This is a genomic window from Paenibacillus macerans, assembly GCF_900454495.1.
Classification (GTDB): Bacteria; Bacillota; Bacilli; order Paenibacillales; family Paenibacillaceae; genus Fontibacillus; species Fontibacillus macerans.
In genome coordinates, this window is record NZ_UGSI01000001.1 from 783,394 (window position 1) to 801,725 (window position 18,332).

The window sequence follows — 18,332 nt, forward strand, 5'->3', positions numbered from 1 at the left end:
GAAAGGAGGTGAAAATAAATGGGTCAATCGGTATCGATAAATTCGGGAACGGCGGCCGGCGCGCTGGTTTACACCGTCGGCGGAAATGGCGTCAGTGCGGCGGCCGGCCAGGGAAACGGGCAGTCTTTTGATCAAAAGCTGGTTTCAATGCTGCTTGGAAATGCGGGGCTGGGAACAGGGCAAGCCAATGCCCAACTGCTCACTTTGGCAGGTCTGCAAAGCGGCGGCAGCACGCAAGAAGAAAATGCGAACGAAAGCCTTCTGTCGATGATCGAAGGGTTGCTGCAGCAGCTTCCGAAGCTGGACGATGCGCTTGAGGACAACCCGTCGCTGCTTGAGGCGCTCCAGGGTTGGCTGCAAAGCTTTCAGAGCTTGATCATGCCTCAGGCGGAGAAATCCGGGGGGGATGGCAACGCGGAAATCCTGGTCTTGGCGCAGCAACCGGAAACGGTGCGCTTTGCCGTGCAGGATGCGCTGGTTCAACTGCTGACCGCCCAAGCTGATGCGCAGCAAGTTGCAGGCCCGTCGAACGTGACGGCACTACCTCAAATCCAAGCATTGCTGGATTCGCTGCAAAACGTGCTGGACAGTGTTCCGGATTCCTCCGAACCGGCGCAAACCGGTGGCAAAACCGCCGAGCTTCCAAGTGTACATAACTTGGTATCGGGGAACAAGCCTGCGGAAACAAACAGCCAAGGGAATATGGGTCAACATGGAAATGACGGCTCCCTGAAGGGCGAAAACCCGCAGGCCGCTGCGGTAAGCCAGCCTAAAGCGGAGTCGGGGAAATCCCAATTTTCCGTTGCCGCCGGAGTCGCCGGAGCTGCCGGAGAGATCAGCGCTGTTGAGGCTGAACCAACGGATAATGCGGATGTGGATAGTCCGCTGCAACCGGGCAGTGTCGTTACGGCCGGACAGCTTGCGCTGCGGGATGCCGGTGTTGCTGCTGTAAAGCATACGCCGCGCCCGGTGCCTGTGGAGAATTTCGCTAAAGAAATGAGCGGCTTTCTGGTAAACAAACTGGAGATCGTTAAGCTGCAAGGTGTGTCCGAAGCTAAAATTTCGCTTTACCCTGAACATTTAGGCCAGGTTGATGTGAGGATTACGATGCAGGGCGGCCAATTAACGGCGCAGTTTATGACCGAGCACGCATTTGCCAAGGAATCGTTGGAACAGCAGATGTCGCAGCTTCGTTCGGCGCTGCAATCCCAGGGCCTGCAGGTGAACAAGCTGGAAGTGACGCAAAATACCGCGCTGTCTTCGCATATGTACCATGACGGACAGCAATCCGGCAGCGGGGCGGGACAGCAGCAGCAAAGCGAAAGACGCCGTACGCTGGTCGAGGAAGATGCTTTGGCAATCCGTGATTTGAATGAAGAGTGGAACGCGTGGATTGCCGAGGTAAGGGAGAAGGAACAAGGTTTTGGAAGCTCCTTTAGCGCAAGAGCATAGAAGAAAGGAGGCAGCTTTGTGGCTGATGCGTATACGGGCAATATCTCGTGGCCGGGTTATTCGCAAACCAATACGAAAAAGTCCAGTACGAAGACTAGCGAGCTAGGCAAGGACGATTTTCTGAAATTGATGATCACCCAGCTGCAATATCAGGATCCGTTATCTCCGATGGACAACGCCCAATTTGTCGCACAAACGGCGCAGTTCACTTCGTTGGAACAGCTTGTGAACATTTCGGACCAGCTCGCCGCCATGAAAGAATCTTTGGGGAATGAATCCGGCTTGATCGGCAAGAAAGTCACCTGGGTCGTAGAGACGAAAACCGGCAATTATGATGTAAAAACGGGAAAAGGTGAAGTTATCGTCGAGACCGATAGCGGGATCGTTGACTCCATCATCGTTCGGGACGGAATTCATTATGTGAAAGTCGGGGATAAAGAAATCAAAATTTCCGATGTACAACAGGTTGGGAATCCTGCTACAGAGCCGGATGAAACAAATGAGCCTGAGCAAGGAACTGATGGATCATGAGTGATCCGGTAAAAATCGGGCATCTTTATCCGGGACGAATCCCGCCAAGCTCATTATCGCCAGGGAAAGGCGCACAAGCGGGCGCTCCGGGAGAGACGTCCTTCAAGGACATGCTCGCGGACCAGTTGATTCATTTCAGCAATCACGCCGTAAAACGTTTGGAGCAGCGGGGAATCGAGATCAAACCGGAGCAGCTTCATCAGATTAAATCGGCGATCGACAGCGCGGCCGCAAAAGGCGCCAAGGATTCGCTGATCTTAATGAAGGATATGGCGCTGATCGTAAACATCAGCAATCGTACGGTTGTGACGGCCATGGACGGCAGCAGCATGAAGGACAACGTTTTTACGCAGATCGACAGCGCCGTCGTTATTTCTTGATTGGCTGGACCGGGTACGGAAAGCCAAATAGCCGCGGATCGACTGATGCGGCTGCCAAGCGAACGATTTTATGACTGGGAGGAATGGGAACAGATGTTAAGATCAATGTATTCGGGCGTATCCGGGATGCGCGGATTTCAAACCAAGCTGGACGTTATCGGCAACAATATCGCCAATGTCAACACCGTAGGGTTTAAGTCCGGCCGCGTGATGTTCAAAGACATCATGAGCCAGACGGTATCCGGAGTTACCGCTCCGGTTGAAGATGCAAACGGCGGTATCAATGCCAAGCAAATCGGCCTTGGCTCGCAGATCGGCTCTATCGATACGATGCATACCAGCGGCAGTGCGATGACGACCAACTATCCGCTTGATGTGCGTATAAACGGAGATGGTTTTTTCATGGTCACAATGGGCGACGATGGCCCCGTTTTTCTAACAAGGGCTGGGGATTTCCATGTTGACGCACTGGGCCAGTTGGTTACTTCCGATGGTTTTCTGGTTTGCGGTACTGGCGGAGAAGCGCTCGGTGCTGTTGCTGGGGAAGGTGTGGTGTCCATTTCCATTTCTGCGGATGGTACGATCTTACAGAAAAATGCTGACGGATCGACCGGTACTGCCGGCCCAATTGGCCTCGCAATGATATCGAATCCCGAAGGGCTGGAAAAAGTCGGCGGCAATCTTTACCGTGTGACAGGAAATGCGATTGAAGACGGAGATCTTGAAGAGGCCTATGCGACCCCGAACAATAACGGCGCTGGAGCTCTAGTTCCAGGCCAATTGGAAATGTCCAACGTAGACCTAACCGGTGAATTTACGGAAATGATCGTCGCGCAGCGCGGATTCCAAGCGAATTCGCGTATCATCACGACTTCCGACGAAGTGCTGCAGGAAGTCGTCAACCTGAAACGTTAGTAAACGTCAGCGGGGGAGCGTAAGCTATGTGCCTCCCCCGCATCCCTAACTTTCCCGTTACCGCGTAGGAGGGGTACCATGATTTCAGTAACACGCCTGAACGGTTCGCAGATGTGGCTTAACGCCATCATGATCGAAACTGTCGAAGAAACGCCGGATACATATGTCACTCTCGTAACGGGCAAGCGGATTATCGTGCTGGAGAAGGCGGCCGATGTGATCGCAAAGATCGAGGAATATTACCGGGATATCGGCATCCACGCAGCGACTATTAAAGTGCAACAAACGGAGGAATGGTCATGAAAAAAATGTTGCCCTGGCTAATTACGATTTTGCTTGCGATTACGTTGATTGTGATTGCCGCCGGCTTTTTGATGAACTTAATGAACAAACCGGAATCAGGCAACGCAGCGAAGGCAAATGTCGAAACAGTGGCAGAGCCCCAAATGATGTCGGCCGACGAAATCGTAAAAGTGACTTCGACGATCGATGACGTCAAGACGAATTTATCCGACCCGAACTACGTCGTCGTCATGAATTTTGCCTTCCAGTTGGATAAGGAAACGTCCAAGGCGGCGTTCGACAAGATCAAGGATTACAAAATCAAGCCGATTATCATCAAAACGCTTGCGGATACGAAGCCGGAGGATCTGACAGGGGCGCAGGGCAAGGACAATTTGAGCTCCAAGCTGCTGAACCTGATCAATAAATCGCTGCCGGAAGGGAAATTGATTCAAATCGATATTACCAATTTCATTATGCAGGCGATCTAGGCATACCCGAGCGAAACTGATTTTTCTAAGGGGGTGAGATGTTTGGTAGATGTATTGTCGCAGAACGAGATCGATGCGCTGCTCGCTGCATTGTCATCCGGTGAAATGGATGCCGAAGAACTGAAAAAGGAAGAAACGCAGAAGAAAATCCGCTCTTACGACTTTAAAAGAGCGGTGCGATTTTCCAAAGACCATATTCGCAGCTTAACCCGGATTCATGAAAATTTTGCCCGTTATCTCACCACCTACTTTTCGGCGCAGCTGCGCACCTTCGTGCAGATCAACGTGGTTCAGGTAGAACAGCTTCCTTACGACGAGTTCATTCGCTCCATTCCGAAAATGACGATTCTGAACATTTTCGAAGCGGAGCCGCTGGAAGGAAGAATGGTGCTTGAGGTCCACCCAAACGTTGCTTTTGCCATGCTGGACAGACTCCTTGGGGGGATCGGGACGGCGCCTTCGAAAATCAGCTCCTTGACCGAAATCGAAACGATCATCATGGAGCGGATTTTCAGCCGGGCCTTCGAAAGCTTGCAGGAAGCCTGGAAAACCGTCGTGGATATCAATCCGCGGATGGAGGGGCTGGAAACGAACCCGCAGTTCATGCAAATCGTTTCGCCTAACGAAACGATCGCGCTCATTTCGCTGAGTACCAAAATCGGAGACACCTCCGGGATGATCAACCTTTGTATCCCGCATGTGGTCATTGAACCGATCATGCCGAAGCTTTCGGTTCACCACTGGTTCGTCTCCCAGAAAAAGTCGCGTGTCCCCGAAGAGGTCGATGCGCTCCGCCACCGGGTCAATAAGGCGATGCTGCCGATTGTAGCGGAATTGGGGGAATCGCAAATCACCGTTCGCGAATTTTTGGGCTTATCGGTCGGCGATGTGATTTCCTTGAACAAACCGGTCCAGGAAGGATTGCAGATCCGGATCGGAGACAGATTGAAGTATATCGGCAGCCCGGGAACCATCAAGGACCGAGTTGCGGTGCAAATTAACGATATTGTCAGCGAAGGAGTTGAGGAACTTGACGAGTAAAGATTATTTGTCCCAAGAGGAGATCGACGCCCTGCTCAAACAGGCCAACCAGGAAACGGCGTCCGAGCCTACGGTGGACGACGTATTGACCCCGCTTGAGCAGGACGCGCTTGGCGAAATCGGCAACATTACGTTCGGCAGTGCGGCTACCGCGCTCTCGACGCTACTCAATAAAAAGGTGGACATTACGACGCCGAAAGTTTCCGTCATTACACGGGCTCAATTCGAAGCCGAGTTTCCGAAGCCGCATGTTGCCGTTCACGTTGAATACGTTGACGGGTTTGAAGGGATGAACTCCCTGGTGATCAAGACGAGAGACGCTCAGGTTATCGCCGATCTGATGCTCGGGGGGGAAGGAAATCCGGCCGAAGAGGAATTGAATGAAATTCATATCAGCGCCGTACAGGAAGCGATGAACCAGATGATGGGTTCCTCCGCGACGTCGATGTCGACCATATTCAACCGGTTTGTCAACATCTCGCCGCCTGGGATCGATATTTTGAACATGACCGACGGGCATGGGGTGGGAAGCCTGCCGCCTGCGGATCCGCTGATTAAAATATCGTTCCGGCTGACGATCGGCGATTTGATCGATTCCACGATCATGCAGCTTTTGACCGTAAAATTCGCCAAGGAGATGGTAAACAGCCTGATCAGCGGTTCGGCAACCGACTCGGGGTCCAAGGAGAGCGCCGCGGCGGCAGCCCCGGCTCCGGCAGCAGCTCCGCAGCCTTCGGCACCGGCTTATCACGAATCGCCGGCAGCGCCTCAGCAATCGTATCAAGCGCCGCCGATGCATCAGCCGGATCCATATCAGCAGCCCGCCGCGTACGGACAGCCAGGTGCGCATCCTTATCCGCCGCAAGGCCAGCCTTACGGGGAACCGCATCATTACGGCGGCGTTCCGGGCCGGAATGTGAATGTGCAGCCCGTGCAGTTTGCGAACCTGGGAAGTCCGTCCTTCGGGCAAGTTGATGAAAATAATTTAAACTTACTGATGGACATTCCCCTTAAAGTGACCGTAGAATTAGGAAGGACCCAAAAGCAGATCAGGGATATCCTGGAATTATCGCAAGGCTCCATCATCGAGTTGGACAAGCTTGCCGGCGAGCCCGTCGATATTCTGGTGAACAACAAATTGATCGCCAAAGGCGAAGTTGTCGTCATCGATGAGAATTTTGGCGTTCGCGTAACGGATATCGTCAGCCAGTGGGACCGCATCCAAAAATTACAATAGTAGAAGTTTAGGGAGGATTTTAAATCAATGGCAAACCGAATTCTAATCGTAGACGATGCAGCATTTATGAGAATGATGATCCGCGACATTTTGACCAAAAACGGCTTTGAAGTGGTAGGGGAAGCACAAGACGGCGCGCAAGCGATCGAAAAGTACAAGGAACTGCATCCCGATCTGATCACGATGGATATTACGATGCCGGAAATGGACGGTATCGCCGCGCTCAAAGAAATTAAAAAGCTGGATCCCAACGCCAAAGTGATCATGTGCTCCGCCATGGGGCAACAAGCGATGGTTATCGATGCGATTCAGGCCGGAGCCAAGGACTTCATTGTGAAGCCATTCCAATCCGACCGGGTTATCGAAGCGATCAACAAAACGCTGGGACTGTAGGCCTGTACGATGAATCCGAATCAGCCGGCTCCCCAGTTCGGTTCTGGGGATGCGAGTCTATGGGGGAACCTGATAACGGTCATCGTTGTCCTTGGCCTCATCCTGGTTTTAATCGTTGTATTGCTCCGTTTTATCGGCAAAAGAAATCGCATCATGTCCCAGAGCCGGTCGGTCCGCACTTTGGGAGCCGTGGGTCTGGGACCGAACAAATCGCTGCAGGTGATTGAAATCGGGGGCTCCATTTACGTCGTCGGAGTAGGAGAGGACATATCCCTGGTCGATAAAATCTCCGGCCCGGCTGAAGTCGAGGCGCTGCGGCAGGCCTTGGCGGAGGAAGAGACGGAGTTTGCCGGACTTTCTTCCATTCTGTCCGGCGTAATCTCCCGCTTCAAAAAGGAACCCCCTCAGGAAGAGGAGCTGGAAGGTACGGCTTTTCATGAGGTGTTCCAATCTCAGCTGCGGAAAATGCCAAACCGGAAACGGCAAATGGAGGAATTGTTGCAGGATCCGGAAGAACAATCTACAGATCGGTCGAGGGATTCATGAAGAAAAAAGTCATACTCGTCAGCTTGCTGTTGGCTTTATGTAGCGTGCTTGCCGTCTCCGTAGCTTCCGCAGCACCGGCGGATCCGATTCCGAACATCGGCATTCAGATCGGTGGCACGGGAGGGGAATCGGGCACCAGTTCGTTGTCCATTATTCTGCTCATCACCGTGCTCAGCCTTGCGCCGGCCATCCTGGTGCTGATGACGAGTTTTACGCGGATCGTCGTTGTGTTGGGTTTTGTCCGCAGTTCCCTGGGGACGCAGACGATGCCTCCCAACCAGGTGCTGATCGGGCTTGCGCTGTTCCTGACGCTGTTTGTCATGAGCCCGACGCTCTCCACGGTGAATGAGGTAGCGCTTCAGCCCTATATCAAAGGCGAGATTACCCAATCGGAGGCGCTGGAAAAAGCGGCGGTGCCGATGAAGAAGTTCATGTATACCCATACTCGAACCAAAGACCTTCAGTTGTTTATGGGTTACACGAAAATGGAAAAACCGAAAAGCTATCAGGATATCCCGCTTTCGGTCATGGTTCCGGCGTTTGCCATCAGCGAACTCAAAACGGCTTTCCAAATGGGATTTATGATTTTTATCCCATTTCTTATTATCGATATCGTCGTTTCCAGCGTGTTGATGGCGATGGGGATGATGATGCTGCCGCCTTCCATGATTTCGCTGCCGTTTAAAATACTGTTGTTTGTACTTGTAGACGGTTGGTATTTGGTCGTCAAGTCGCTGCTGGCAAGTTTCAATCCTTAGAGGCAGTTCAAAAAGTCATCTTTTGACCCTTCTCGGTGCTGAAAACCTGACTTTTTGAACTCGATTCGACTTATTTATAGGAGAGGAAGACGGTTTATGAGTTCGGAATTTATCATCGGTTTGGCCGGACAAGCCGTTTATACCGTTTTGAAAGTCAGCGCGCCGATGCTGATATTAGGGCTGGCCGTAGGTCTTTTGGTCAGTATCTTTCAGGCTACGACGCAAATTCAGGAGCAGACGCTGGCCTTTGTTCCGAAAATCGTCGCCGTTTTGGTCGCGCTATTGTTGTTTGGCCCCTGGATCTTAACGACTCTGGTCGATTTTACTTACGGGATCTTAAACAACCTATCTAGTTTTATCGGTTAGGCCGTATAGATTATGGATACTTTATTGCACGGATTTTCTGTCTTTTTGCTTATTTTTTGTCGAATGACAGCTTTTTTTGTAGTTTCACCGGTGTTTTCATCGCGAGCGGTGCCGACAACGTTCAAAGTCGGTTTAGCGGGCATTCTCGCTTTTATGGTTTTATTTATCATCGGTCCGGGTCAACCCGTTCCCGGCGATCTGGGATACATATTGTACATCCTCCGCGAGGTGCTGGTAGGACTTTTGATGGGGTATGTCGCGTTCCTTATTTTTTCCGTCATTCAAATGGCCGGGTCCTTTATCGATCTGCAAGTCGGCTTCGGGATTGCGAACGTGCTTGATCCGATGACGGGGGCGACGGCACCGGTATTGGGGAACCTCAAGTACGTTGTGGCGATGCTGGTGTTCCTCAGCATGAACGGGCATCACTACTTGCTGGATGCGATCATTCGCAGCTATGACTGGGTTCCGTTGTCCAACGATGTGTTTCAGCGGATCTACAACGGAAATTTGGCGGATTTTTTGGCTCAAACGTTCGGACAAGCGCTGCTGCTGGCGTTCCAGATGTCGGCCCCGTTAGTCGTCGCCATATTTATCACCGACGTAGCCCTCGGCTTATTGGCTCGTACGGCTCCGCAATTCAACATTTTTGCCGTCGGGATTCCGGTGAAGATTATCGTCGGGCTGCTTGTGATGCTGTTGCTTGTGCCTAGTTTCATTTATGCTTTTCAAGCTTTGTTCGAGGTGCTGTTTGACGCGCTGCACGACCTGCTCAGCACGATCGGGCAAAGACCGACGTAGGATGGGGGATTGAAGGTGGCGTATCGCTATTCGCTTGACTTGCAGCTTTTCGCCGGCGAGAAGACGGAAAAAGCCACGCCCAAGAAGCGGCAAGATGCCCGCAAAAAAGGTCAAGTGGCCAAAAGCCAGGATCTGTCGGGAGCGCTCGTCCTATTATCGGGGTTTTTATGTCTGCTTTTTTTCGGCGGATTCATTAAGGAACGGCTGGTCGGATTGTTTGTGGACGTGTTCTATAATCGGCTTACAACCGAGGTGACGAAAGAGAACGTCATGACGATGCTGGGCGATTACGCGGTGCAGATCTTACTGCTGATTGCTCCGATCTTGCTTGTCGTTATGGTCGTCGCGGTCGCCACCAACCTGGCGGAAGTCGGTTTTATGGTGACGGGCGAGCCGCTTAAGATGAAGCTTAGCAAGCTCGACCCCATCAAAGGGTTCAAACAAATTTTCTCGATGCGGTCGCTGGTTGAATTCGCAAAAACATTATTTAAGCTCACGGTGATCGGTTATATCGTATATTCGACGATTTGGGGCTTAAGGGGAAGCATTTCCGCACTGGCGCATCTTCCGGCGGAGGGGATTTTTCATTTTGCCGCGGAGATGACGACGAACCTCGGAATCAAGATCGCCGCCGCCCTGCTTGTACTTGCGGTGCTCGATTACATGTACCAGAAATACGAGCACGAAAAAAGTCTAAAAATGTCCAAACAGGACATTAAGGACGAGTACAAAAACCAGGAAGGCGATCCGCTGATCAAAGGAAAAATCCGCGAGCGGCAGCGTCGGATGGCGCTGCAGCGGATGATGCAGGAAGTGCCGAAAGCCGATGTCATTATTACGAACCCGACGCACTTCGCGGTGGCTTTAAAATACGACAACTCGAAGATGGATGCTCCCCAGGTCGTCGCCAAAGGCCAGGATTACGTGGCCTTGCGGATTAAAGAGATCGCCAAGGAGCACGGCGTCATCACGATGGAAAACAAGCCCCTCGCGCGGGCGCTGTTTCAAAGAACGGAAATCGGCGACACGATTCCCGCCGATCTGTTTCAGGCCGTCGCCGAAGTGCTGGCCTATGTATATAGAATAAAAGGCAAAGTGAAATAAGGAAGGGACGGAGGGAACTCCCCGTGAAAAAGTATAGAGATTTATTCATTCTTGTTGGCATTATCGGCATCGTTCTGCTCATGATCGTCCCGATCCCGACGTTGCTGCTGGATATTCTTCTGATCGTAAATATTTCTTTGGCTCTAATCATTTTGCTGGTCGCGATGAACACGAAGGAAGCATTGCAATTTTCCATCTTCCCGGCAATGCTGCTGATTACGACATTATTCCGGCTGGCGCTGAACATATCTACCACCAAGCTGATTCTGGGACAGGCCAAAGCCGGCGACGTTGTCGCCACGTTTGGCTCATGGATATCGCAGGGACAACCCGTGGTCGGCTTTGTCGTCTTCCTGATTCTGGTGGTTGTGCAGTTTATCGTCATTACCAAAGGTTCGGAGCGCGTGGCCGAAGTAGCGGCCCGTTTCACCTTGGACGCGATGCCGGGGAAACAGATGAGCATCGACGCCGATTTGAACGCCGGGCTGATCAATGAGCAGCAGGCCAGGGAGCGGCGCTCCAAAATCGAACGGGAAGCCGACTTTTACGGCGCGATGGACGGTGCGAGCAAATTCGTGAAAGGCGACGCCATCGCCAGCATCGTCATTCTCCTGATCAATTTGATCGGCGGTTTTATCATCGGGATGTCGATCCATGGCATGCCGTTTGGCGAAGCGTTGTCAACTTATTCCATACTGACGATCGGGGACGGTCTGGTCAGCCAGATTCCTGCGCTGCTGATTTCCACGGCGGCCGGTCTGATCGTGACGCGGGCTTCTTCCGAAGGCAACCTGGCCGAAGATATCACCGGGCAGTTGTTCCATTATCCGAAGCTGCTTTATATCGTTGCCGGAACGATCGCCATGCTCGGCCTGTTTACGCCGATCGGCATTTGGACCACGTTCCCGTTTGCGGGACTGATGATTTTTGCGGCCATACGGATGCAAAAAAATATGAACCGCAAGCAAATCGAGCAAGAGCAGCAAGAGGAAGAACAGCAGATCGAAGAAGTCCGCAGTCCCGAGAGCGTCATCAACCTGCTGCAGGTCGATCCGATCGAATTCGAGTTCGGCTACGGGCTTATTCCATTGGCCGATACGAGCCAAGGCGGGGATTTGCTGGACCGGATCATCATGATCCGGCGCCAGTGCGCGCTTGAAATGGGGCTCGTCGTTCCGGTTATCCGCATTCGCGACAATATTCAACTAAAACCTAACGAATATGTCATCAAAATAAAAGGAAATGTCGTAGGCGGCGGTGAATTATTACTTAATCACTATTTGGCGATGAGTCCGGGGATGGATGACGAGTCGATCACGGGTATTGAGACCCGGGAACCCGCCTTCGGACTTCCGGCCCTTTGGATCGACGAAACGATCAAAGACCGGGCCGAATTGTCCGGGTACACGGTCGTGGATCCGCCTTCCGTCGTAGCCACGCATTTGACGGAGCTGATTAAAAAGCATGCGCACGAACTGCTCGGACGGCAGGAAACAAAGGCGCTGGTCGACAACCTCAAGGAACATTACGCGGTTCTTGTCGACGAGCTGATTCCGTCGATCCTGTCGATCGGGGATGTGCAGAAAGTGCTGGCCAAGCTGCTCCGCGAAAAAATTTCCATCCGCGACATGGTCACGATTTTCGAGACGCTGGCGGATTACGGGACTTACACCAAGGACCCCGATGTCTTGACCGAATATGTCAGACAGGCGCTGTCGCGTCAGATTACGCAGCAGTTCACCCGGCCGGGCGAAACGATGCGGGTCATTACGGTAGGTCCGTCGCTGGAGAAAAAAATCGCCGAAAGCGTCCAGCAAACGGAACAGGGCAGCTACTTGACGATGGATCCCCAATCGACGCAAACCGTGTTCCAGAAGCTTACGGAACAGATCAACCGGCTTGTGCAGATGGGGCAGCAGCCGATCTTGCTGACCTCCCCGACCATTCGCATGTATTTGCGGCAAATCATTGAGCGCAGCATGCAAGATATCCCGGTATTGTCCTACAGCGAGCTTGAACCCAATGTTGAAATCCAAAGTGTCGGGGTGGTGAATTTATGAGAGTGAAGCGCTATATCGTCGACGCAATGCCTGACGCGATGCTGAAGATCAGGAGCGAGCTTGGGGCGGACGCCGTTATTCTGAGCACCAAAGAAATGAAGGTCGGGGGGTTCCTCGGATTGTTCGGAAAGAAGAAGATCGAGGTCATCGCTGCGACGGAGGGCAATGATGCTCCTCCCCCAAGGCCCAAACCGGTTAGGACAACCCGAGAGGCGCCCGCTCCGGTGGCAAGGGGAGCCGTTCCCGAGGCGTATCGTAAAACATCGCAGCTCGGGTCGCCGGCGGCAAGTTCGTCTTTGTCATCCGCGGCAACCGCGGGCCTCGCGGCCATCGCGCTGCAAGAGCGGGAGGAACCGCCGGTCATCGGAACCTCTCTTCCAGCCGCTCCCGAGCGGGCGCCGTTCTCTCCGCAGGCGGCGCCTGCCGCCGATGCCTGGCCTGCCGCGGGCAAGCCGAATCACGGTGCACAGCCTGCCCGGCTGAGCCCGGCTTTGGAGCACACAAGTCCGGCCGGCGCTCCGGCTGCGGATTCCAGGGAGGAACGGCTGCTTGAAGACATCCGGCAGATGAAGATGTGGCTCAGCCAGCTTGCCAAAAACCAGGAAGGCGGCCGCGAGCTGCCGCAGGCCCTCCTGTCGATTCAGAATCAGCTGTTCGGCCAGGAGGTGTCGGCCGATCTTTGCGATTCCTGGATCGAGGAAGTGTATCAGGAGTGGGCCGAATCCGGAAAGTCGCTCAGCGATGAGGAGCTTACCGCACAGTTCCGCGATAAAGCCGGCGCGTTTTTGGAGGGGCGGATCGGCTTAGGGATCGAAGAGGGGACGCGTATCGTCTATATTGCCGGGCCGACGGGCGTCGGCAAAACGACGACAATCGCCAAACTGGCGGCCGATCAGATTTTCCGGGTCCGCAAAAAGGTCGGTTTCATCACGGCGGATACTTACCGGATATCGGCGGTCGAGCAGCTTCGCACCTACGCCACGATCCTGAATGTGCCGCTTGAAGTCGTACAATCTCCTGGAGATGTGCAGCGGGCGATGCAGCGGCTTGAACATTGCGATTTGATTCTGATGGATACGGCCGGCCGGAACTATTTGAACGAAATTTTTGTGGCGGAGCTGCACAGTTTGCTTGCGCCTTCGGATGTCAGCGAAATGTATCTGGTGCTCAGCTTGACGTCGAAAACGCAGGACATGAAAAAAATAACCGAGCATTTCAGCAAATACGGCCTGGATAAAGTGATTTTCACCAAGTTGGACGAAACGGAAAGCGTCGGGCCGATTTATAATTTGTTGAATGCTTATCCGCTCAAGGTTTCTTACATTACCAACGGCCAGAACGTCCCGGATGATCTGCTTCAAGCGGACCGGGAGCTGCTGGTCGACATCCTTTTGGGGGAACGGAAGATATGAATGATCAGGCCCAGTCACTCAGACAGCTGGTTTCGTCGCGGGATGATTCTGCGGAATCGGTCCCCAGAAAAGGTTCGGCCCGGATCATTACCGTCAGCAGCGGCAAAGGCGGGGTCGGCAAATCGAATTTTACGCTCAATTTTGCCTTGGCCCTAAAGTCGTTTGGAAGCAACGTGCTGTTGTTTGACGCCGATATCGGCATGGCCAATATCGACGTATTGATGGGCGTGAGACCGAGGTACAACTTGTACCATCTGCTCAAAGGCGAAAAAAGCATCTCGGAAATTATTGAACTGGGAACTCATTCATTGCCGTTTATTGCCGGCGGATCGGGATTGGCGGATCTGTTCGCGTTATCCGATGCGGATTTGAACTACTTCACCTCGCAAATCGAATCCGTCTCGGAGGGGATGGACTACATCATTTTCGATACCGGTGCGGGCTTGTCCAAAGAAACGTTGAAATTTATCGCCGCCGCCGACGAATGCCTGGTGGTCACGACGCCCGAACCGACGTCGATCACCGATGCGTACGCTTTGATCAAAGTCGTGCACGGTTTGGACGAACATGTGCCGTTCCGGTTGGTGATCAATCGGGTTACCGGGGAACGGGAGGCCCGTCAGGTTGCCGATAAAATATCGCTGGTAACCCGCCGTTTTTTGGGGATGGACATCCCTACTCTTGGGTTTCTGAGCGACGATGCGCGCGTCGTGCAGGCGGTCAAGAAGCAGGTGCCCTTTACCATCGCTTTTCCGGGCTCTGCGGCGGCGCGCGATATTGAGCGTTTGGCTATCGCTTATATGAATGTTCCACAAATCAAGCCAAGGGATACTATGTCAGGAATCAAGGGATTCATGCAAAAGTGGTTGAAACTAGCAAAATGATTCTGGAACAGGAGTGGAACAATCGATGCCTTATCGAGTATTGGTGGTAGACGATTCAGCGTTTATGCGGAAAATCGTGTCCGACCTCGTCGAGCAGGATCCGGATTTCAAAGTGGAGGCTACGGCCAAAAACGGCCGGGAAGCGATCGAACAAATCGCGGGGCTGAAGCCCGACCTCGTCACCATGGATGTGGAGATGCCGGAGATGAACGGGCTGGACGCGCTCAAAGTGATTATGAAGGAGCATCCGCTCCCGGTCATTATGCTGTCGGGAATCAATGAGCAGGGGATGAGGGAAACCATCATGGCCCTGGAGCTCGGGGCCTTCGACTTTATCCGCAAGCCGTCGGCCTCGACCAGCTCGCACGACATCGCGCAGGTTGGGCGCGAGCTGCGGGAGCAGATGCGCGGCGCGATGCTGGCTGCGGAGCGGAAAGCGGCCCGCGAGGAAGCGCTGCGCTCGGCCATGGCGCCGCCTGCGGGCGGCAAGGCGGGCGCGGACGCGGGCAGTAAGGCGGCTGCGCCAGGCCGGACGAAGCCGGCCCGGCCGTCGGCGGCCCCTGCCGGCAGCGCCGCGTCCGCGCAGGCGCCCGCGCCCGGGGCGCCGGGCAGCGGCAGCGAAGGCGCGCGCCGCCCGGAGGCGCGCCTGCCCCGGCCGCAGCCCGGGCGTGCCGCGACGCAGCCCCCGGCCGCGCCGCACGCCGGCCGGGGCGAACCGGACCGGCGCCCGCCGCAGGACGGGGACAGCGCGCGCCCTGCGGGCGGGCCGCCGCGCCGGGAGCCGCAGGCTTCGCCTGCCGCGGCAGCGCGGCCGGCAGCGCGCGCGGCCTCCGCGCGGCAGGGCGCGCCTGCGGCGCCGCCGAAGCCGCCGCTGGAGCCGGCTCAGGCGGAGACCGCGGCGGCCCGGGAAGCGGCCGGCGGCAGCGCCGCACGGTCCCGCCCGCGGAACGCCGCCGCCAAGAGCTTTACCGATCTGGTTGCGATCGGTACGTCGACGGGCGGCCCCAAAGCGCTGAAAGCCGTGCTGGAGAAAATTCCGGCGGATTTTCCGGCCCCGATCGTTATCGTGCAGCATATGCCGCCGAATTTCACCAAATCGCTGGCCCAACGCCTCAATAGTTTGAGCGAATTGAACGTGGTCGAAGCGGAAGAGGGCATGGAGCTGCTCGGCGGTACGGCCTATATTGCTCCGGGAGGTTTCCATTTAAACGTGGTGCCTGGTCCGGCCGAAAGCTACAGATTGCATCTGTCGCAGGAAGAGCCCTGCAACGGACACAGGCCGTCGGTGGATGTCTTGTATAAATCGCTGTTCCCGCTGGAATCGCTAAAACGGCATATCGTGCTTCTCACGGGAATGGGCAGCGACGGGGCGAAAGCCATGAAGCGGCTGTATGACGCCGGCGTGACCTCCACCATTGCCGAGAGCGAAGAGACCTGCGTGGTGTTCGGCATGCCGCGCTCGGCAATCGAACTGAATTGCGTCAGCCACGTTTTGCCGCTGCATGAAATCGGCCCCAAGCTTGTACAAGTTGTGAAATAAACGGAATCTCTTGGAGGAGGTGCCTCACCATGGACATGAATCAATATTTATCCATGTTTATCGATGAGTCGAACGATCATTTGCAATCACTGAACGAAAAGATGCTGGAGCTGGAAAGCAACCCGGACGATATCAGCATCGTCCAGGTTATTTTCCGGTCGGCGCATACCTTAAAAGGGATGGCGGCTACGATGGGGTTTGAGGATCTGTCATCCCTCACCCACCAAATGGAGAACGTGCTCGATTTGGTTCGCAACGAGAAGCTGAAAATGCAGGAATTCATTTTCGATACGCTGTTCCGCGGCCTCGATGCTTTGCAGTCGATGGTTGAGGACATAACCCAGGGGGGCGAAGGGAAGGCCGACGTCAGTTCCATCGTGGCCGATCTGCAGTCGATCGTGCGCGGCGATTTTGGGCAGGGCGGCGGCTCCGACGCCAAACCGGCGGCGGAAGCTCAAGGAGCGTCCGCTGCCGGTGCGATCCAATTGGACCAGTACCAATACTCCGTTTTGGAGCAGTCCATCGCCGAAGGGCACCAAGTGCTGTATGTCGAAGTCGCGATTTCCGAGGATAGCCAGTTGAAGGCGGCGCGAGCTTACATGGTGTTCGACCTGCTGGAACGCTTCGGGGAAATCGTGAAGGCTTACCCTTCGGTGCAGGATATTGAACAAGAGAAATTCGACCGCAGTTTCTCGCTTTATTACATAACGCAGAAAGAGGCTGCTGAAATCCAAAGCATGATTCTGAATCTCTCGGAGATCGGTTCGGCTCAGGTTGCGGCATTGGATCACGAGACGCTCGCCCAGCTTGCGGCCGGCGCCAAGGAAACGGCGGCATCCGCCGCGCCCGCGCCTGCGCCGGCTCCGGAGACGAAAGCAGCCAATCCCGCGCCGGCAGCAAAAACGCCGGCGCAGCAAGGGGAACATAAAAGCGGCGCTCGCGCCGGCGGCGGTACCCCCGCTCCGTCGCGGACGATCCGCGTCGATATCGACCGGCTGGACGTGCTGATGAACCTGCTCAGCGAGCTGCTCATCGACCGCTCCCGCCTGGAGCAGTTGGCGAATGAAGTAAAACGCGCCGATTTAACGGAAACGGTGGAGCACATGAGCCGGGTCGGCAGCGATTTGCAAAATATCGTGCTGAAGCTGCGGATGGTCCCGATCGATACCGTATTCAACCGGTTTCCGCGGATGGTCCGCGATCTGGCCAAATCGCTCGACAAAAAAATCGATCTCGTCATCGTGGGAGCCGAAACGGAGCTTGACCGGACCGTGATTGACGAAATCGGCGATCCGCTCGTCCATCTGCTGCGGAACGCCGTCGATCACGGAGTCGAGCCGGTGGCCGAACGGGTGGCCGCCGGCAAACCGGAGACGGGAACGGTCAACCTCCGCGCTTTCCACAGCGGCAACCACGTGTTTATCGAAATCGAAGATGACGGGCACGGCATCGACCGTGACAAAGTGCTGAAAAAGGCGCTCAAAAACGGGGTCGTCAAGGAGAGCGAGGCGGCTTCCATGACCGATGAACAGGTGTACATGCTGTTGTTCGCTCCAGGCTTCAGCACGGCGGAAGTGATTTCCGACATTTCCGGACGCGGCGTCGGCCTCGATGTCGTCAAATCCAAAATCGAATCGCTCAGCGGGGTGGTTTCGGTACAATCCAAGCTGGGCGCTGGCACCAAATTTTCGGTTCAGATGCCGCTGACCTTATCGATCATATCCGCGATGCTGATCAAGGTCGGGGCGGAGAAATACGCGATTCCGCTCTCCTCTATCGTCGAAACCGGACTGATCAAGCGGGAGCAGGTCCGCGAGCTGCACGGCTACACGATGATTCCGTACCGGGACACGCATATTCCGCTGATGTCGCTGGCGCAATTGTTCGACATTCCGGGCTTTTCGGAAAGCGATGAGGAAGAGACGGAAATCGTGGTCATCCGCAAAGGCGACCGGATGGCCGCGCTTGCGGTGGAGAGTTTCATCGGACAAAGCGAAATCGTCATCAAGAACCTGGGCAAATACCTCCCTGCGATTCAGGGCGTGGCCGGGGCCACCATTTTGGGAGACGGGCAAGTGGCGCTAATCATCGATCCAAATGCATTCATTAAATAAGGTTTGAATCATTAAGGAGGGATTT

At 54.6% G+C, this 18,332-nt stretch carries 19 protein-coding genes; all 19 read left to right on the forward strand.

Annotated elements, in window-relative coordinates:
- Window positions 1-18 precede the first annotated feature (18 nt).
- The 19 genes from DYE26_RS03620 to DYE26_RS03710 all read left to right on the forward strand — a co-directional run bounded on the left by DYE26_RS03620 (window position 19) and on the right by DYE26_RS03710 (window position 18,307).
- Complete coding sequence (locus DYE26_RS03620) at window positions 19-1,452, forward strand: flagellar hook-length control protein FliK (protein ID WP_036622254.1); 1,434 nt, start codon at window positions 19-21, stop codon at window positions 1,450-1,452.
- 18 nt (window positions 1,453-1,470) lie between these two features.
- Window positions 1,471-1,983, forward strand: coding sequence for a flagellar hook capping FlgD N-terminal domain-containing protein (locus tag DYE26_RS03625; protein WP_036622256.1), 513 nt, complete (start codon window positions 1,471-1,473; stop codon window positions 1,981-1,983).
- On the forward strand, window positions 1,980-2,363 hold the full coding sequence (locus tag DYE26_RS03630) for a TIGR02530 family flagellar biosynthesis protein (RefSeq protein WP_036622258.1): 384 nt from the start codon (window positions 1,980-1,982) through the stop codon (window positions 2,361-2,363). The genes DYE26_RS03625 and DYE26_RS03630 overlap by 4 nt, the downstream gene beginning before the upstream one ends.
- A 93-nt stretch (window positions 2,364-2,456) precedes the next feature.
- Window positions 2,457-3,278, forward strand: coding sequence for a flagellar basal body rod protein FlgG (flgG, locus tag DYE26_RS03635; protein WP_036622260.1), 822 nt, complete (start codon window positions 2,457-2,459; stop codon window positions 3,276-3,278).
- 78 nt (window positions 3,279-3,356) lie between these two features.
- Entirely contained in the window at window positions 3,357-3,581 is a 225-nt protein-coding gene (locus DYE26_RS03640; protein WP_036622262.1) for a flagellar FlbD family protein, read from the forward strand.
- Window positions 3,578-4,051 (forward strand): flagellar basal body-associated FliL family protein, encoded by a 474-nt coding sequence (locus DYE26_RS03645; protein ID WP_036622265.1) that lies wholly within the window; start codon window positions 3,578-3,580, stop codon window positions 4,049-4,051. Before DYE26_RS03640 ends, DYE26_RS03645 begins: the two co-directional genes overlap by 4 nt.
- Before the next feature lie 42 nt (window positions 4,052-4,093).
- Entirely contained in the window at window positions 4,094-5,092 is a 999-nt protein-coding gene (gene fliM, locus DYE26_RS03650; protein WP_036622267.1) for a flagellar motor switch protein FliM, read from the forward strand.
- Window positions 5,082-6,329 carry a flagellar motor switch phosphatase FliY gene (gene fliY, locus DYE26_RS03655; RefSeq protein ID WP_036622269.1) on the forward strand — a complete coding sequence of 416 codons (1,248 nt, stop codon included), beginning with the start codon at window positions 5,082-5,084 and terminating at the stop codon, window positions 6,327-6,329. The genes fliM and fliY overlap by 11 nt, the downstream gene beginning before the upstream one ends.
- A gap of 27 nt (window positions 6,330-6,356) precedes the next feature.
- Entirely contained in the window at window positions 6,357-6,722 is a 366-nt protein-coding gene (locus DYE26_RS03660; RefSeq protein WP_036622271.1) for a response regulator, read from the forward strand.
- Between the two features lie 9 nt (window positions 6,723-6,731).
- Window positions 6,732-7,268 carry a flagellar biosynthetic protein FliO gene (locus tag DYE26_RS03665; RefSeq protein WP_036622273.1) on the forward strand — a complete coding sequence of 179 codons (537 nt, stop codon included), beginning with the start codon at window positions 6,732-6,734 and terminating at the stop codon, window positions 7,266-7,268.
- Window positions 7,265-8,026, forward strand: coding sequence for a flagellar type III secretion system pore protein FliP (gene fliP / locus DYE26_RS03670; protein WP_036622276.1), 762 nt, complete (start codon window positions 7,265-7,267; stop codon window positions 8,024-8,026). The genes DYE26_RS03665 and fliP overlap by 4 nt, the downstream gene beginning before the upstream one ends.
- 96 nt (window positions 8,027-8,122) lie before the next feature.
- The gene (gene fliQ / locus DYE26_RS03675) at window positions 8,123-8,392 is read left to right on the forward strand and encodes a flagellar biosynthesis protein FliQ (RefSeq protein ID WP_036622278.1); all 270 of its coding nucleotides are present in this window, start codon (window positions 8,123-8,125) and stop codon (window positions 8,390-8,392) included.
- Window positions 8,393-8,404: 12 nt separating this feature from the next.
- Window positions 8,405-9,193: a flagellar biosynthetic protein FliR gene (gene fliR / locus DYE26_RS03680; RefSeq protein WP_036622280.1), complete on the forward strand. Its 789-nt coding sequence runs from the start codon at window positions 8,405-8,407 to the stop codon at window positions 9,191-9,193.
- Window positions 9,194-9,208: 15 nt separating this feature from the next.
- Window positions 9,209-10,297: a flagellar biosynthesis protein FlhB gene (gene flhB, locus DYE26_RS03685; protein WP_036628015.1), complete on the forward strand. Its 1,089-nt coding sequence runs from the start codon at window positions 9,209-9,211 to the stop codon at window positions 10,295-10,297.
- A 23-nt stretch (window positions 10,298-10,320) separates the two neighbouring features.
- On the forward strand, window positions 10,321-12,357 hold the full coding sequence (gene flhA / locus DYE26_RS03690; RefSeq protein ID WP_036622282.1) for a flagellar biosynthesis protein FlhA: 2,037 nt from the start codon (window positions 10,321-10,323) through the stop codon (window positions 12,355-12,357).
- Window positions 12,354-13,769, forward strand: coding sequence for a flagellar biosynthesis GTPase FlhF (gene flhF / locus DYE26_RS03695; RefSeq protein ID WP_036622284.1), 1,416 nt, complete (start codon window positions 12,354-12,356; stop codon window positions 13,767-13,769). The genes flhA and flhF overlap by 4 nt, the downstream gene beginning before the upstream one ends.
- Window positions 13,766-14,653, forward strand: a complete 888-nt coding sequence (locus DYE26_RS03700) for a MinD/ParA family protein (RefSeq protein ID WP_036622286.1) — start codon at window positions 13,766-13,768, stop codon at window positions 14,651-14,653. Before flhF ends, DYE26_RS03700 begins: the two co-directional genes overlap by 4 nt.
- A 25-nt stretch (window positions 14,654-14,678) precedes the next feature.
- The gene (locus DYE26_RS03705) at window positions 14,679-16,193 is read left to right on the forward strand and encodes a protein-glutamate methylesterase/protein-glutamine glutaminase (protein ID WP_115311173.1); all 1,515 of its coding nucleotides are present in this window, start codon (window positions 14,679-14,681) and stop codon (window positions 16,191-16,193) included.
- 29 nt (window positions 16,194-16,222) lie between these two features.
- Complete coding sequence (locus DYE26_RS03710; protein ID WP_036622290.1) at window positions 16,223-18,307, forward strand: chemotaxis protein CheA; 2,085 nt, start codon at window positions 16,223-16,225, stop codon at window positions 18,305-18,307.
- The last annotated feature ends 25 nt before the right edge of the window (window positions 18,308-18,332 follow it).

Coding starts and splice junctions, on each gene's coding strand:
- DYE26_RS03620 (WP_036622254.1), top strand. CDS start 19: ATGGGTCAATCGGTATCGATAAATTCGGGAACGGCGGCCGGCGCGCTG.
- DYE26_RS03630 (WP_036622258.1), top strand. CDS start 1,980: ATGAGTGATCCGGTAAAAATCGGGCATCTTTATCCGGGACGAATCCCG.
- flgG (WP_036622260.1), top strand. CDS start 2,457: ATGTTAAGATCAATGTATTCGGGCGTATCCGGGATGCGCGGATTTCAA.
- DYE26_RS03640 (WP_036622262.1), top strand. CDS start 3,357: ATGATTTCAGTAACACGCCTGAACGGTTCGCAGATGTGGCTTAACGCC.
- DYE26_RS03645 (WP_036622265.1), top strand. CDS start 3,578: ATGAAAAAAATGTTGCCCTGGCTAATTACGATTTTGCTTGCGATTACG.
- DYE26_RS03660 (WP_036622271.1), top strand. CDS start 6,357: ATGGCAAACCGAATTCTAATCGTAGACGATGCAGCATTTATGAGAATG.
- DYE26_RS03665 (WP_036622273.1), top strand. CDS start 6,732: ATGAATCCGAATCAGCCGGCTCCCCAGTTCGGTTCTGGGGATGCGAGT.
- fliP (WP_036622276.1), top strand. CDS start 7,265: ATGAAGAAAAAAGTCATACTCGTCAGCTTGCTGTTGGCTTTATGTAGC.
- fliQ (WP_036622278.1), top strand. CDS start 8,123: ATGAGTTCGGAATTTATCATCGGTTTGGCCGGACAAGCCGTTTATACC.
- fliR (WP_036622280.1), top strand. CDS start 8,405: ATGGATACTTTATTGCACGGATTTTCTGTCTTTTTGCTTATTTTTTGT.
- flhF (WP_036622284.1), top strand. CDS start 12,354: ATGAGAGTGAAGCGCTATATCGTCGACGCAATGCCTGACGCGATGCTG.
- DYE26_RS03700 (WP_036622286.1), top strand. CDS start 13,766: ATGAATGATCAGGCCCAGTCACTCAGACAGCTGGTTTCGTCGCGGGAT.
- DYE26_RS03705 (WP_115311173.1), top strand. CDS start 14,679: ATGCCTTATCGAGTATTGGTGGTAGACGATTCAGCGTTTATGCGGAAA.
- DYE26_RS03710 (WP_036622290.1), top strand. CDS start 16,223: ATGGACATGAATCAATATTTATCCATGTTTATCGATGAGTCGAACGAT.